The sequence below is a fragment of the Exiguobacterium sp. E17S genome (assembly GCF_057772545.1).
In genome coordinates, this window is sequence record NZ_JBYLRU010000001.1 from 13585 (window position 1) to 28885 (window position 15301).

The 15301-nt window shown below is 46.4% G+C and carries 18 protein-coding genes; 6 read left to right on the top strand and 12 right to left on the bottom strand.

Annotated features, from left to right (window positions below):
* Positions 1-23: 23 nt before the first annotated feature.
* Together AC3B4V_RS00135 and AC3B4V_RS00140 are read left to right on the top strand one after the other, a co-directional pair.
* Positions 24-1760 carry a phospho-sugar mutase gene (locus tag AC3B4V_RS00135; RefSeq protein WP_488377493.1) on the top strand — a complete coding sequence of 579 codons (1737 nt, stop codon included), beginning with the start codon at positions 24-26 and terminating at the stop codon, positions 1758-1760.
* Positions 1761-1898: 138 nt separating this feature from the next.
* A complete protein-coding gene (locus tag AC3B4V_RS00140; protein ID WP_058265034.1) occupies positions 1899-2795 on the top strand; it encodes an aldo/keto reductase in 897 nt (298 codons plus the stop codon).
* Between the two features lie 188 nt (positions 2796-2983).
* Here the strand turns inward: AC3B4V_RS00140 and AC3B4V_RS00145 are convergent, their stop codons facing one another.
* The 5 genes from AC3B4V_RS00145 to AC3B4V_RS00165 all read right to left on the bottom strand — a co-directional run bounded on the left by AC3B4V_RS00145 (position 2984) and on the right by AC3B4V_RS00165 (position 6949).
* A complete protein-coding gene (locus AC3B4V_RS00145) occupies positions 2984-3172 on the bottom strand; it encodes a hypothetical protein (protein ID WP_023467331.1) in 189 nt (62 codons plus the stop codon).
* 140 nt (positions 3173-3312) lie between these two features.
* Entirely contained in the window at positions 3313-3963 is a 651-nt protein-coding gene (locus tag AC3B4V_RS00150; RefSeq protein ID WP_023467332.1) for an amino acid ABC transporter permease, read from the bottom strand.
* On the bottom strand, positions 3960-4727 hold the full coding sequence (locus AC3B4V_RS00155; protein ID WP_133207898.1) for a transporter substrate-binding domain-containing protein: 768 nt from the start codon (positions 4725-4727) through the stop codon (positions 3960-3962). Before AC3B4V_RS00155 ends, AC3B4V_RS00150 begins: the two co-directional genes overlap by 4 nt.
* A gap of 163 nt (positions 4728-4890) precedes the next feature.
* On the bottom strand, positions 4891-5997 hold the full coding sequence (locus AC3B4V_RS00160; protein WP_023467334.1) for an ABC transporter ATP-binding protein: 1107 nt from the start codon (positions 5995-5997) through the stop codon (positions 4891-4893).
* A 118-nt stretch (positions 5998-6115) separates the two neighbouring features.
* On the bottom strand, positions 6116-6949 hold the full coding sequence (locus AC3B4V_RS00165) for a PucR family transcriptional regulator (RefSeq protein WP_050677719.1): 834 nt from the start codon (positions 6947-6949) through the stop codon (positions 6116-6118).
* Positions 6950-7023: 74 nt separating this feature from the next.
* On the opposite strand from AC3B4V_RS00165, the gene AC3B4V_RS00170 reads away from it, so the two are divergent.
* Entirely contained in the window at positions 7024-8160 is a 1137-nt protein-coding gene (locus tag AC3B4V_RS00170; protein WP_133207899.1) for a DUF445 domain-containing protein, read from the top strand.
* A 20-nt stretch (positions 8161-8180) separates the two neighbouring features.
* Positions 8181-8555, top strand: coding sequence for a YlbF/YmcA family competence regulator (locus tag AC3B4V_RS00175; RefSeq protein ID WP_023467337.1), 375 nt, complete (start codon positions 8181-8183; stop codon positions 8553-8555).
* A gap of 51 nt (positions 8556-8606) precedes the next feature.
* Here AC3B4V_RS00175 and AC3B4V_RS00180 read toward each other — a convergent pair whose 3' ends face one another.
* From AC3B4V_RS00180 to AC3B4V_RS00195, 4 genes are all read right to left on the bottom strand, one after another.
* Positions 8607-8819: a YhzD family protein gene (locus tag AC3B4V_RS00180; protein ID WP_087679747.1), complete on the bottom strand. Its 213-nt coding sequence runs from the start codon at positions 8817-8819 to the stop codon at positions 8607-8609.
* 58 nt (positions 8820-8877) lie between these two features.
* On the bottom strand, positions 8878-9591 hold the full coding sequence (locus AC3B4V_RS00185; protein WP_488378211.1) for a Y-family DNA polymerase: 714 nt from the start codon (positions 9589-9591) through the stop codon (positions 8878-8880).
* Positions 9546-9956: a Y-family DNA polymerase gene (locus AC3B4V_RS00190; RefSeq protein ID WP_488377494.1), complete on the bottom strand. Its 411-nt coding sequence runs from the start codon at positions 9954-9956 to the stop codon at positions 9546-9548. Before AC3B4V_RS00190 ends, AC3B4V_RS00185 begins: the two co-directional genes overlap by 46 nt.
* Before the next feature lie 63 nt (positions 9957-10019).
* A complete protein-coding gene (locus AC3B4V_RS00195) occupies positions 10020-10925 on the bottom strand; it encodes a magnesium transporter CorA family protein (protein ID WP_023467340.1) in 906 nt (301 codons plus the stop codon).
* Between the two features lie 104 nt (positions 10926-11029).
* Here AC3B4V_RS00195 and AC3B4V_RS00200 point away from each other — a divergent pair, with 104 nt between their 5' ends.
* On the top strand, positions 11030-11950 hold the full coding sequence (locus AC3B4V_RS00200) for an HD domain-containing protein (RefSeq protein WP_029340932.1): 921 nt from the start codon (positions 11030-11032) through the stop codon (positions 11948-11950).
* A 12-nt stretch (positions 11951-11962) separates the two neighbouring features.
* Entirely contained in the window at positions 11963-12994 is a 1032-nt protein-coding gene (gene namA, locus AC3B4V_RS00205; RefSeq protein ID WP_488377495.1) for an NADPH dehydrogenase NamA, read from the top strand.
* 59 nt (positions 12995-13053) lie between these two features.
* On the opposite strand, the gene AC3B4V_RS00210 is transcribed toward namA, so the two are convergent.
* From AC3B4V_RS00210 to AC3B4V_RS00220, 3 genes are all read right to left on the bottom strand, one after another.
* A complete protein-coding gene (locus AC3B4V_RS00210; protein WP_050677713.1) occupies positions 13054-13971 on the bottom strand; it encodes a peptidylprolyl isomerase in 918 nt (305 codons plus the stop codon).
* A 258-nt stretch (positions 13972-14229) separates the two neighbouring features.
* Positions 14230-14799, bottom strand: a complete 570-nt coding sequence (locus AC3B4V_RS00215) for an HTH-type transcriptional regulator Hpr (RefSeq protein ID WP_023467344.1) — start codon at positions 14797-14799, stop codon at positions 14230-14232.
* A gap of 83 nt (positions 14800-14882) precedes the next feature.
* On the bottom strand, positions 14883-15224 hold the full coding sequence (locus tag AC3B4V_RS00220; RefSeq protein WP_023467345.1) for a hypothetical protein: 342 nt from the start codon (positions 15222-15224) through the stop codon (positions 14883-14885).
* Between the last annotated feature and the right edge of the window lie 77 nt (positions 15225-15301).

The window sequence follows — 15301 nt, forward strand, 5'->3', positions numbered from 1 at the left end:
TTTAAAAAAGGAGTCGATTTACCATGTCATGGAAAGAAACCTATCAAAAATGGGATCAGTTCGCTGATTTAGACAGCGCATTAAAAGAAGAATTAGTTACGCTAGCAACGGATGAAAAAGCAGCCGAAGAAGCATTCTATAAAGAACTCGAGTTCGGAACAGGTGGTATGCGTGGGGAAATCGGTGTCGGGACGAACCGGATGAACGTATATACGGTCCGAAAAGCATCACAAGGGTTCGCGGCATTCATTAAGGCGTCGGGGGAAGAAGCGGCAGCAAAAGGAATCGTCATCGCACACGATTCACGCCATTTCTCACCAGAATTTGCGCTGGAGGCGGCACGGACGCTCGCAAGTAACGGCATCAAAGCGTATCTGTTCGACGGTCTACGTCCGACACCAGAACTTTCGTTTGCAGTTCGGTCTTTACAAGCAGCGGGCGGAATCGTCATCACGGCGAGTCACAACCCACCAGAGTACAATGGTTATAAAGTATACGGGGATGACGGTGGACAACTTCCACCAAAAGAAGCGGATGAACTCGTTTCGTACGTCAGCCAAATCGAAGATGAGCTGTCGATTGAACTGGAGCAAGAAGAAGTTCTTCGTGCGAACGGATTGATCGTCCGTGTCGGAGAAGAACTCGACGAAGCGTACCAAGACAAATTACAAACGATTCGTGTCTTACCTTCGATTCAATCGGAATTAGCGGATCCACTTAAAATCGTCTTCACACCACTTCACGGAACAGGTCTTGTGCCGGTAACAGAAGGATTGAAACGGTACGGATTCGAACAGGTGACAGTCGTCAAGGAGCAAGCGGAACCAGACGGTGCGTTCCCGACCGTGACGTCGCCGAACCCGGAAGAACATGCTGCCTTTAAACTGGCGATCGAATATGGTGACCGGACAGATGCCGACATCTTGATTGCGACGGATCCAGATGCTGACCGTGTCGGAGTCGCAACACGTGATGCCGACGGAGAATGGACAGTCCTGACAGGGAATCAGACGGGAGCGTTATTGCTCGACTACATCCTTTCACAAAAAGCGGCGCAAGGAACACTGCCAGCGAACGGATTCGTCGCGAAGACGATCGTTACGTCAGAACTGGGTGCATTGATTGCGCGTCATTATGATCTCCATGTCGAGAACACATTGACAGGCTTTAAGTTCATCGGGGAAAAAATCAAACAATACAATGCATCGGGTCAATATGAGTATCTCTTCGGATACGAGGAGAGCTATGGATACCTCATCGGTGACTTCTGCCGAGACAAGGATGCTGTCCAAGCGTGCTTGTTAGCTGCTGAGATGGCTGCGTACCATAAGAAAGAAGGACGGACGCTCTATGAGGCATTACAGGCGATTTACGAGCAGTTCGGGTACTTCGAAGAGTCACTCCGCTCTTTAACGCTCAAAGGGAAGGATGGCGTGGCACAGATCGGGCGTATCATGGATACGTTCCGTGAGAATCCGCCAAAACAAGTGGCTGGAGAACAGGTCGTCTTATTCGAGGACTATGATGCGAGCATCGCCCACGATTTGAAGACGCATCAACCTTCACCAATTAACTTGCCAAAATCCAACGTACTGAAGTTTACCCTCAGCGATGGATCGTGGTTCTGCCTTCGTCCATCGGGTACGGAACCAAAAATCAAATTCTACTTCAGCGTCACGTCACCAGATGCTGCTGAGACGACACGGAAACGTCAGCAGATCGAAGATGAAGTCATGCAAGAAGTCGAACAAATTCAATAAGTCCCATGCAGGATCACGTCATCGACGGGGTCCTGTTTTTTATCTCAGAGCATCAAAAAGTGAAATCCGTGCAACCGGTACCATTTTGAGGTACAGTAAACGAGATAGAGTTTATACGATAGAGGAGTTGGAAGACAGATGGAACGGATTCAACTAACAGAAGATTTATCATTCTCACGCATTATTCATGGCTTATGGCGATTGAATGAATGGGAGATGACGAAAGAAGAGCGTCTCGAATTGATCGAAGCATGCCTTGCTTTAGGAATTACGACGTTTGATCACGCGGATATCTATGGCGACTACACGAATGAACGCTTATTCGGAGAAGCGCTTGCTTTAAAACCGGAATTACGTGACCGGATGGAGATTGTCACGAAGACGGGTATCAAGATGAAAGGGAATCATTTCTCGGATCAGTCGTTATCATTCTATGATACGACGAAAGAGCATATCATCAAACAAGTGAACCGTTCTCTTCAAGAACTCGGTGTCGAGTATGTTGATACGTTGTTGATTCACCGTCCAGATCCGTTGATGGACCCGAACGAGATTGCTGAAGCGTTCGTAGAGTTGAAGGACGCAGGAAAGGTACGGACATTCGGTCTCTCGAACCATACACCTGCGCAACAAAGTCTCATTCAGTCGCGCTTACCATTCATGCTCGTGACGAACCAACTCGAGTTGTCGGTTTCGGAACTGAAACATTTCGAGGACGGATCCGTTGATCTCTGTCATGAAAATGAGATGCCGTTGATGGCATGGAGTCCGCTTGCGGGCGGTCGTCTCTTCAAGGACGAGCAATATGCACCGTTACGCGAAAAATTAGCTGAGATCGCAGAGACGATCGGGGCAGAAGAAATCGACGAAGTCGCATATGCATGGTTGCTCAAACATCCAGCACGTATCATGCCAATCGTTGGTTCTGGTAAGATTGAACGCATCGAATCTGCGGTTCGTTCGACGAAATTGTCTTTGACACGCGAACAGTGGTTTGAGATTTTGAAGGCATCACGTGGTCGTGACGTCGATTAATTGGTTTTAAGATAGAAGCGGATCAATGCGCACGTTGTCCGTTAGCGAAATAAAGTGAGAGGATCGTTTCCGATATATCATCTGGAGGCGATCCTCTCCTTCGTTTACGAATAGAATGTTCCTCTCATTTAAAAGTAAACAAAAAAAGCCCCATCTCAAGGGGGAGGAGAGATGGGGGATCTATGAGGTTAAGCTTCTAAGCGAAGCATCTCCTGACGGTATTTATCTAAACGATCTTTACTTGCTGACATGGCAGCTTGGTCATTGGCTTGAATCGCATCGAAGAGCGTACTGAGCTCATAATCGATTTCGAGACGTAGCACTGGAATTCGCTGCTCTGCATCTTGTCTACGGAAAGCTTCAATTACTTGTTTCATCTCGGCCACGCTCCTTTGTAAGTTGTCAGATAATTCTGATTTTTATTAGTATACTTGATTATTCCCGGATTGCCTAGTGCTAAACCTAAAAAAATCTAAAAAACACACTTGAAATCCTGACGGTTCCAAGTGTGGAAAATTCATTCTGGAATGCTGAATCGTGCCTCTAAGCGATGCTGAACACTTTGAATGAGTGTTGACATGATCCAGTAAATCGCAGCTGAGAATAGAAGCAACGGCATGACAAGATACGTCGTAGCTGAAATCTGGTCAGAGACGTATGTCAATTCCTCAACAGCAACAATCGTACCGAGTGATGTCGATTTGATGATATCGATGACAGAGTTCGAAAGTGGGGGAATCGCCCGAGATAGTGCTTGTGGCAAGATGACGTCCTTGAATGTCTTACGGCGCGGAATACCGAGCGAGTCAGCGGCTTCCCATTGTCCACGATCGACAGAGGAGATGGCAGCCCGGAACGATTCCGAGATATACGCAGAAAAGTGAAGCGATAAGCCGAAGGCGAGAGCTTGGAATCCAGTCAATTGAAGGACAACGAGACCATTGTATAAAATCAGGATTTGTAACAGCAATGGTGTTCCTCGGAAGAAGGAGACGTATAAACGTGCAAAACCGCTAAAGACGGCAAGACGGCTATCACGCATGACGGCAAGAATCAACCCGAGAATAAGCGCAAAGACGATGGCGAGACCACTTGCAAGAAGGGTCGTACCAATCGCCTTTGCGTAGACGTCCGAGTTATCCCGGACGATCGTCAGTAATTCACTCACTTACTGATATCCTCGTTGAAATACTTCTTACCGATTTTTGCAAGAGTGCCGTCTTCTTGCATATCAGCGAGTGCTTTATTGAAGTCTTCTGTATACTTACTGTTTTTTGCCATCATGAAGCCTGATTCGTTCTTGTCGAATGTTTCACCGACCGCTTTGACTTTGTAGCCTGCTTTCTTCAGCTCCGTCAAGACGAAGAGACGATCGTTCATAGCAGCATCAACACGACCTGCTTCAAGATCTTTCAAGACTTGGTTCGCGCCTTTGTAGTATTTCACTTTCGCGCCAGCTTCTTCAGCCGTTTTTGCATAAAGTGAACCTTGTGTCGAACCAACTGTCTTTCCTTTTAAGTCATCGAGTGTTTTGATATCGTTCGTTTTATTGTTGACGATGATCGTTGAACCAGAGACCGTATACGCATCAGAGAAAGCGTATTTTTCTTGGCGCTCAGGCGTGATTCCCATTTGGTTCGCGATGACATCGATCCGTTTTGAATCAAGTGCTGGGATGAGTCCTTTGAAGTCCATCGCTTTGTAATCGACTTTATAGCCGGCGCGTTTTGCGACTTCGTTCATGACGTCTACGTCATAACCTGTCAATTTTCCTTTTTCTTTATACGTGAAAGGTGGGTACGTTGCTTCTGTACCGACTGTAATGACTTTTGACTCTTTATCAGAACCTGCGTTGTCGTTCGAAGCGCCGCATGCTGCAAGCACCCCCGCTGTCGATAATGCTGCTACAGCTAATTTCAAACCGTGTTTCATAGCGCTCTCTCCTTTATAAATGAATGATTTCAATTCCTAGTTTTCGAATAGGATTAATTTTAAGCTACAAGCAGTATCATACAAAGTTACAGGAACGTCTGTCAATAAAAAAGACTGCCCTTAAAAGGACAGTCTGAAACATCGTAACTGATCGATGATAAGATTAACGGATCGTTGCTTCCGTCGCAGAGTCGAAGAAGTGTGCTTTTGTCATATCGAAGAAGAGATCAAGCTGCGATCCCATCTCGACGTGTGAACGTGAATCAACACGTGCCGTGAACGCTTGTTGTCCAACTTTTGAGTAGAGATAAGACTCTGCACCCATCAATTCGGATACTTCGATATGTGCTGGGAAGCGATGCGCTGTTTTAGTGTCTTGGTAGATCAATTCCGCATGGATGTCTTCTGGACGAATTCCGAGGACGAGATCCTTGTTCGTGTAACCGCGATCGCGGAGAACTTTCATTTTTCCTTCTGGTACTTCGAATTTCTCTTCTGTTCCTGAAACGTGGAAGAGACCGTCTTCCGCTAATTTACCTGTCAAGAAGTTCATCGATGGTGAACCGATGAATCCAGCGACGAACATGTTATCTGGGTGATCATAGACTTCTTTCGGCGTTCCGACTTGTTGAATGATACCCGCTTTCATGATGACGATTCGTGTCGCAAGCGTCATCGCTTCCGTCTGATCGTGCGTGACGTAAATCGTTGTCGTCTCAAGACGTTTGTGTAACTGAATGATTTCCTTACGCATTTGTACCCGCAATTTAGCATCTAAGTTCGAGAGCGGCTCATCCATCAAGAAGACTTTAGCATCACGAACGATGGCGCGACCAATCGCTACCCGTTGACGCTGACCACCAGAGAGTGCTTTTGGCTTCCGCTCGAGGTATTCTTCAAGACCAAGGATACGAGCTGCGTTATCTACGCGTTGCTTGATTTCATCTTTTGGGAACTTCCGAAGCTTTAATCCGAATGCCATGTTATCGAAGACGTTCATGTGTGGATACAACGCGTAGTTTTGGAAGACCATCGCGATATCGCGATCTTTTGGCGCTACATCGTTCATGCGTTTGCCATCGATGATGAAATCCCCACCTGAGATTTCTTCGAGCCCAGCGATCATCCGAAGTGTCGTTGATTTACCGCAACCTGATGGTCCGACGAAGACGATGAATTCTTTATCTTTAATGTGAAGGTTGAAGTCATCAACCGCTTTTGCATCACCTGAGTAGATTTTATCGATATGTTCAAGACGAATTTCAGCCATGTGTAGTTCCCCCTAATGTAAATGATGAAATAATAACGCTTACAAGATTTAGTATAAAAGAAGTCAGGGAGTCTGCCTATGGACAACCTGACTAAATGCAAACGTTTTCAATTAGGCATCATGCTACAAGAAGTAAGGTATAGAGGAAAGTAGCGCCTTCAAATGAGCGAACATCGATTCCAGTCTGCTCCGTCAATCGGTCGAGTCGATACTGGAGGCTATTTCGATGTAAGAATAGATGTTTTGCTGTCAGGGAGACGTTCAAATTAGCTCGGCAAAAAGCAAGGATTGTCTCACGAGACTCTGCCTCGAGGGAACGAATGAACTGATCGACGAGTGTCGCGCGGTGCCGGTCATCTAGACTCGCAAGACGAATCATGGCAGGCAAGAAGCGTTCGATGTGCATCGAAGGAACGAAAGCAAGCGCTGCTTGTTCAAGTTGGAACTGAACGGCGATATCGCCTGCAGCACGTTGTTGACCAAGCAATACCTTACCGTCGAGTACAAAATCAGATTGTAACGCTAAAAATAAATCGGATAGTTCAGACTCAATGACAAACTCTTCGCGTTCGACGACCGTGAAGCGGTGTGTGCTAAAAGGAATAAGGATGCTCGTCTGCGAAAAGAAAGAGGAGAGCAATTGTTGAATTTCTTCACTTGTCCGTTCATCGGTTGGATTGAACAAAAAATGGACAAGTCGGAACGACTGATCTTCCAGGGCATGAGCAGATTGGATACGCTCTCGCCATAGATCGATATCAGACCGCGACGTCGTGATGATGCGTTCAGCGAATACATCAAGCAGTTGTTGTTCACGGTCAGAGATGGCAGTTGCCTTGATTCCAAAACAAAGTCCATCTTCAAGGCGATATACGCTATACTGTTCCTGGCAATAAACATTCGGATCGGTCGTAAGCTGGTCATTGAATACAGTCATCAGTTGTCGTAACACACGGCATCACTCCTAAATCGTACATAACTATCTCGACTTTACCATAAGTCGAAAATCGGAAGGAATGATAACTTATGTCAGATACGTTTTTACTCGTGTTGAAACTTGTCGGAATCATCGTCATTGGGGCCCTGATCGGCGCAATTACGAATCATTTAGCGATTCGGATGTTATTTCGACCACTTGAACCGAAATACATCGGAAAATTTCGCGTCCCATTTACACCTGGTCTGATTCCTAAACGGCGGGATGAACTGGCAGCGAATCTCGGACGGACGGTCGTCAAGCATCTCTTGACGCCAGAAGGGATCGGGAAACGTCTCGCATCACCAGCTGTTCGTGGAGCTGTCACGCGGCTCGTCGAACAAGAAGTCATGAAATGGACACGCTCGGAAGAGACGACGGAAGCGTGGATTAGTCGATTCATCGACGAACCAAAACAACGGATCCAAGGAAAAATCAGTTATCACTTGGAGCAGGAGTTTTCGCTCCTCATGGGTAAATGGCGTGAGCAGTCCGTGCGCGAGTTGATCGGGGAAGCCGGAGAACAAAAAATCGAAGAGGTCATGCCAAGACTCGTCACATCCGTATTGCACCAAGCAGAGGAATATTTTGATGGACCAGAAGGACGTCTACAACTCGAGGAAACTGTTGCTCGTTTCATCCAACAGCGACTCGGAGGTGGGATGTTCGGGATGTTGCTCGCGAACGTCAACGTCGTTGATATGATTCAGCCGGAGCTGAAACGGGTACTTCAATCAGAGTCGACGTCTCAGTTCATCCTTGCCTTATTACGTCAGGAATGGCAAAAGGGACTGGATCGTCCACTGTCGTCCTATATGACGGAAGAGACGGAGTCGCGGATTCGACAGACCGTCAAAGAACAAGTCTTGGCGCGTTTACCGATTGAATCGATGCTTGCTACACCATTACGCGTCTGGTTGAATCCACTCGAATCACAATTACTCGAGCAACATGTCCCTGTCGTCATCGATCATCTATTCGAACGGACGACGAATCAAATCGGGCAAATCTTGCAGACGCTCGATCTCGAAACGATTGTTCGAGAAGAGGTCGGTTTGCTGGATACTGCATATCTCGAAGAAATCGTCTTATCGATTTCTAAGCGAGAATTCCGGGCTATCACTTGGCTTGGAGGGTTGTTAGGTGGTTTAATTGGATTGATACAGGCGGGGCTTTATCTCGTCTAAACAAATTGGAGGTTTTACTCATGGCAGAAACAAACTTATACGATCACGCGTACACACTGGAGCGTGCATTACGTGAAACTTCGGAGTATACGACATTAAAAGACTTGTACACGCAAGTTAACGCGGATCCGGAATCAAACGAATTGTTCGCGTCGTTCCGTAACATCCAACTCGAATTACAACAAAAACAGATGCAAGGTGAAGAAATCACACCAGACGATATGGCATCTGCCCAAACAAAGATGCTTGAAGTACAAAACAACCCACTAATCAGTCAGCTGATGCAAGAAGAGCAACGGATGCACACGATGCTGACGGAAGTCACACAAATCATCATGAAGCCGTTAGAAGAACTCTACGCGCCAATGATGGAGCAACAAGACGACGTTCAATAAGTAATCAAAAGGAAGACGACCATAGTGGCGCGTCTTCCTTTTTTGTATGGCTCAAGATGAAGTAGGGACGATCCGTGGCAAATAAGCGCGCTCGAAATGAATGAGACGACCGGAACGCGTGACACGTGCTGCATGATGGGCGTACCCACTCTCATTAAGACGCCGAATCCCTTCTTCTCGTGCCTGTCCATCTGTTTCTGCTTCAAAGACGTCATCGAGTAACGTTTCACCACGATCTGAAAAGACTGTAATCGTATACTGCATACTTGTTCCTCCTTTGTCCGATTGGTCTTGTATTTAGTATAGTGAATCACTATTCATTTTACAAGCGTAAGTCCATATCCTGCCACGTCAACTGTCGCGCAGCGGGAGGAGTAGTCAGGTGACTGACCGTCATACCAATCAAGCGGATCGGTCCGTCGAAGGTGATGCCATTGAAGAGTTTCGTTGTTTCCTCAAGTAATCGTTCTTCGTCCGCCGTCTCTTCTGAAAATGTATGCCGTTTCGAACGTGACTGGAATGTATCGGTCTTCCACTTGATCGTGATCGTCCGGCAGACGAGTTCTTTTTTTTGAAGACTCGCAATGACGGATTTTGATTCTCGAATCAACGTCTCAAATATCGTATCGATATCCTCCGTATCTTCTTCAAATGTTGTCTCAGAACCAATCGATTTTCGCTCGCGTTCCGGACGAACGGGACGCTCGTCGATCCCGTGTGCCATCGCATGCAGTTCCGTTCCGCGATCACGTCCAAGTATTGCTCGTAATTGTTCGACCGGCATTGCTTGGACATCTGCGACGGTTTCAATCCCTTGCTTTCGTAACGCTTGTTCCGTGACTTTTCCGACGCCATGTAAATCTCCAATTTTTAATGGAGACAAGAAACTGAGGACGTCCTCTGGAGGAACGACCGTCAAGCCGTTCGGTTTCTCGTATCCGGAGGCGACCTTCGCGACGAGCTTAGAGTTAGAAACACCAGCAGAGGCCGTCAGACCTGTCCGTTCTTTAATTTGCTGAAGAACATATTGCGCGATATAGGTCGCACTTTTTGATCAAAATAATTTTCCGTGACGTCAAGATACGCTTCATCAAGCGAGAGAGGCTCGACGAGCGGTGTCACTTCTCGAAAAAGCGCCATGATTTGCGCACTGACAGCTCGGTAGACGTCAAAGCGGGGACGAATGAAGACCGCACGGGGGCAGAGCTGGAAGGCACGTCTTGACGGCATCGCGCTATGGATCCCGTATTTCCGTGCTTCATAGGAACAGGTCGCTACGACACCACGTGCATGAGGCGGTCCACCGACGACGACGGGAACACCTTTTAATCGAGGACGATCGCGTTGCTCGACGGAAGCGTAAAAGGCGTCCATATCAATATGAATGATTTTTCGTTCCATCGTACAAGCGTCTCCTTTCAGTAGATATGATACAATTAGTATAACGAACTTATGTTCTGATATCTATTTTTTTGGTCGACTGTTCTTTGGCATCCGAACAAGAGCGCCTAACCATCCACGCCAGCGCATCCAGTAGAAGATGCCACCGGTCGAGAGAAAAATTAGACCAAGGGATAGGGCGTAACCGTATTTCCATTCTAATTCCGGCATGATTTTAAAGTTCATCCCCCAAATCGCACCGAGAGCCATCGTTGGTGTCGCGACGGCAGTAAAGATCGTTAATGCCTTCATGATTTCGTTTCCACGGAAGTTCGAGACGGTCGTCGATAAGTCGAGCAGGACCTCGATGTCTTTTTGATAATGTTCGATGAGCATCAACAGACGGCGGACACGTTTCGTAGCTAGTTTCAACGAGAGGTCCTCGAGATACGCGTCCTCATCGAGAAATGATTCTTCGCCAGCCATGACGAGCTCTTGAAACGGAACGATTAAATCGGACCAGTTCTCGATCGTGTCGCGTAAAGCGAAGATGCTATCGAGTGAATCTTCATTGATGCTACCGCGCAGTTCATCTTGTCTTGAGAACAGTTCCGTCTCAAACTGATCGATACCGGCAAAATACGTGTTCAGCTGTAAAGCAAGAATCGTATAAAAAGCCGCAAAGGGATGCGCGGGAGAATAGGGAGCGACCAGGGACACGATTGAATCCGACAATCCGATTGTGATGAGTTTTTCTTTCGTTACGTAAAAGCAAATCGAGCGGCGGTCACTTTTGTCGACAGGATTTTGCCAGGTGACGACAGCGCCATAGAGAACCCCTTTTTCCGAGCGGGTGAAGTTCATGTCTTTCGATCGCAGCTGTGTGACCCAGTCCATTTCGGATTGGTCGACGGCAGCCGTCGGAAAGGTTTGTTCATAGTCAGCTAAATCGAGATAGCGGGACCAATTAAATTGAGGTTCCAGTTCCATGTTCATGACTCCCATATAGTAGAATGAAATAGTATATGCCTTAAGTGTAGTCAATGGAATATAAAAAAGACACCTATTTTACAGATAAAGGACGTGTTTCAAGTATGAAAGGAATCGGTAAATTAGCAGTTGGAGAAACGCTCGATCAACGAGCGATGATCAAGCAAGCAGTCAAAGGAATTGCAGCAAATGGGAAACCATACTTGACGCTCATCTTGACGGATAAGACAGGCGAAATCGAGACGAAGATGTGGGATACGAGTGATCTTGAAAAATATGCGCCGAAATCAATCGTCCATGCTGCTGGAGAAGTCATGGACTATCGGGGACGGACACAACTCAAGCTCAAACAAATCACGGTCCTAGAGGAGACGAATGTCGAGGACTACGTCCAATCCGCGCCGATTCCGCGAGAGCAGATCGAGACGGAAGTACTCGCGTTCGTAGAATCGATTCAGAACAGTGATATGAAAAAGCTCGTTAAACATTTGATTACTTCACGATTCGACGCCTACTTCACGCATCCGGCAGCGGTCAAGAACCATCATGCTTTTTACTCGGGGCTGTCATACCACGTCCTTTCGATGTTGCGTCTAGCGGATCAAATCGCTCAACTCTATCCGACCTTAAACCGTGACGTGCTAATCAGTGGCATCATTCTGCACGATTATGCGAAAATCAAGGAGTTATCCGATCCGGTTGCACCAGAATATACGTTGCCTGGTAAACTCGTCGGTCATATTACGATGATGGTAGCGGAACTTGAGAAAGTCGGAGCAGAATTACAAATTGACGCAGAAGTACTGACGGTCTTGCAACATCTCGTCTTAAGTCATCACGGACGACCGGAATGGGGTTCTGCCGTCGCACCACAGATGCGCGAGGCAGAAGTCTTGTTCTTGATCGATAACCTTGATGCACGGATGACGATGATGGATCGTCTCCTTGAATATGTCGAGCCAGGACAGTTCTCGGAACGATCATTTGCACTAGATAATCGTGCTTTTTATCGTCCGAAGCTATAAGGGGGAAAAAAGATGAAGACGAAGTTGTTTGATACGGTTCAACTCGGAACGTTGACATTCCGCAATCGGGTCATCATGGCGCCGATGTGTATGTACAGTGCAAAAGAAGATGGACTCGTTACGGATTGGCATGTCACGCACTATGCAACCCGTGCAATGGGTGGTGTCGGTGGTGTCATCTTAGAAGCGAGTGCCGTCACGCCAGACGGTCGTATTTCAGCCGGTGACCTTGGGATTTGGTCAGATGCGCATATCGAAGGACTACAACGGATCGCAGAGCAAGTCAAAGCAGCGGGTGCAAAAGCAGGCATTCAACTGGCCCATGCTGGGCGCAAAAGTACGACGGCAGAACCACCCGTTGCACCGAGTGCTTTACCGTTTGATGACACATACGGTCATCCGCGAGCATTAACGCTTGAGGAAATCGCAACGATCAAACAACAGTTCATCGATGCAGCACTACGTGCGGAACGAGCAGGGTACGATTTCATTGAAATTCATGGGGCTCATGGTTATTTATTGAACACGTTCCTCTCTCCGTTATCGAATGTCCGCGAGGATCAATACGGTGGATCGGTTGAAAATCGGATGCGCTTGTTGCTAGAGATCATTGATGGGATTCAAGCCGTTTCCAAGCTGTCAATTTGGGTCCGGATTTCAGCAGCGGATCACGCAACAGGAGGAATGACGGCAACGGACTATATTCCACTTGCAAAAGAACTAGCAGCACGTCACATCGATCTACTCGATTGCAGTTCAGGGGCTGTCGTCGCCAATGCCGTACCGGAAGTGTATCCAGGCTATCAAGTGAGCTATGCGGAAGAGTTGAAACGAGAGACAGGTATCGCAACGGGAGCGGTTGGATTGATCACGACAGCTGCCCATGCAGAAGAAATCGTCCGTAACGGTCGAGCGGATATCGTACTGCTCGCACGTGAGTTACTGCGTCAGCCTTACTGGGTCTATCATGCGGCAGCCGAACTAGGAGACACGGTCGCCTTGCCGAAACAATACGAACGAGCACCGATTCGGACGGTACGCTAACTATTAATCATATGAAAAAACGACACAAAAAAGGAAGCCCCAAAGGCTTCCTTTTTTGATTACTGCTGTTGTTGTTGCATCATCTGTTGTTGCATTTGTTGTTGTTCTTGTTTGTCTAAATCAAAAGCATCCTTGAAGTCTTTGTTTTCGATTTTAACATCGTATTCTTTCATGAGTGAACGGTAGATATCGTTCGGGTTGACTTGTGCTGCTTTTTCTTCAGCAAGTGCTTTTTTGATGCGTGATTTTTCTTTATCAAGTGTAAAGTCTTTCTTTTCTTTACGATCGACTACTTTGATGATGTGGTAACCGAACTGTGTTTTAATTGGATCGGAGATTTTACCTTCAACGCCATCCTTGAACGCATAATCTTCGAATTCCTTGACCATTTTACCTTTTGTGAAGTATCCAAGGTCTCCACCTTTTGTACCGCTACCTGTATCTGTTGATTTCTCTTTTGCGAGTTTCGCGAAGTCCGCGCCGTCATCCAATTGTTTTTTAATGTCTTTTGCTTCTGACTCTTTCGCAACGAGGATATGGCTTGCTTTAACTTCGACTTTTTCTTGGTCAAAACGCTCTTGGATTTCTTTATCTGTTACTTTTGATTTCGCAGATTTTGCTTCCGTTAAGAGCATTTGTGTGCGAAGAACTTTCTCGAATTCTTTTTCATTCTTGATTCCAGCAGATTTCAATGTTGTACTGAACTGCTCTTTATCCGGGAACTGGTCTTTGGTCTTCTTGACTTCTGCTTCGACTTCTTTATCCGTGACTTCTTTGCCGTATTTCTTCTCAAGCAATTTGTTCATCGTTTGCTGGAAGGCGATTTGAGCACCAGCTTTTTCGTATGCTTCTTCTTGGACGTCAGCCTTGTTGACTTCGCCACCTTTGTAATTGATGACGGCTTCGTCATTTGATCCACATGCTGCTAACGTAAATACACTTGCGACTGCTGCTGCGCCTAACAATTTCTTTTTCATACATACACCCCTAATTTACCATTATTTCAACCGTTTTATCATATCATATTCTCGTCTGGTTGACAGCTGTATCTTGTCATGCCAAGAGATACTTGCTCTTTTCCATGCTATCACATCCAAGTAGTCGGTTGAGGATAATTTTTATGGGAAATTGTGAGGGAAATAACGCTCTTGAGACATAGTAGTAATGTCCTTGTCATGAGGAAAAAAGACCTAAAAAAAGCATTCTAGCTAAAGGCTAAAACGCTTTTGGTAAGGTTATGCTTTTTTGATTGAGTCCATGACTGGATCTTGAGGGCGACGATCTGCTTCTTCTGTGATCATCTTTGATGTCTCAGCGAATATGTCCATGAAGCTGTCGCCATACAAGCGACGTACGATCGCAGAAATGTCCGTTAATTCCGGGAACTTCCCGTACAATTCCTGAAGAGGAAGTGATGCACGGAAGACACCGTTTTCTTCAGGGCGGAACGCTTGAATCGTCTCAAGTAAGAGTGATTCGCCCTCTGGTGTCAACTGGACGTAGGTATTTCGTTTATCTGTTTCCTTTTTTGAGAACGTCAACAGTCCACGGTCTTCTAACTTCTTCGAGAAGTTGAATGCCGTCGAGACGTGCATGACACCATACTTCGCGATCTCTGAAATTGAGGCACCGCCTAGCGCGTGCGAAATCCACAAGATATGATGTTCATTGATGTTCAGATCAAAAGGCTTGATCCAATTTTGCCAATCTTTTTCTACCGTTTTCCATAGTGCTTTGCTTAACTGGACAATCTTGTGGCTATACAACAAAGCCTCTTGTCCAGGATATAACTTTTCGTGTTCCATATCTGACTCATCCTTTCGAAAGGTGACAATGGCTCAAACGCGCAAAATGCAAACTATACAAAAACAAATCGAAGCAACGGATCTTACTTTTGTGGAGAAAGCTGGTCTGCTTCCTGTTTCGCTTCATCAGCGAGAGACTGGATCTTCGTGAGCGATGCTTGGACTTCCGTTTGGTATTCCGAGACGCTCTGCATGACTTCTTCTTTGAAGTGCATACCAGACGCTTTTGCTGTCTCTACTAAGTTCTTGCCCTCCTGGGTCAAATCCTGCACATTCGTTACGATTGTAGAATAAGAATTTCGACGTTGATGACCGTTCGAAGAGTCGCTTTTCGTACCTTGGCGAAGCGCCTTCAGACCGTAAAAAGTCACAAGTGTTAGCGTAGCACCAAAAGCGACCCAGTTACGGGCGGGACGCTTCGACATATTGAACCTCCTTTTTAATATTAAAATATTTGTTTCATATTATTTTACCGAAAATCGAATGAAAGAAACCTATTTCG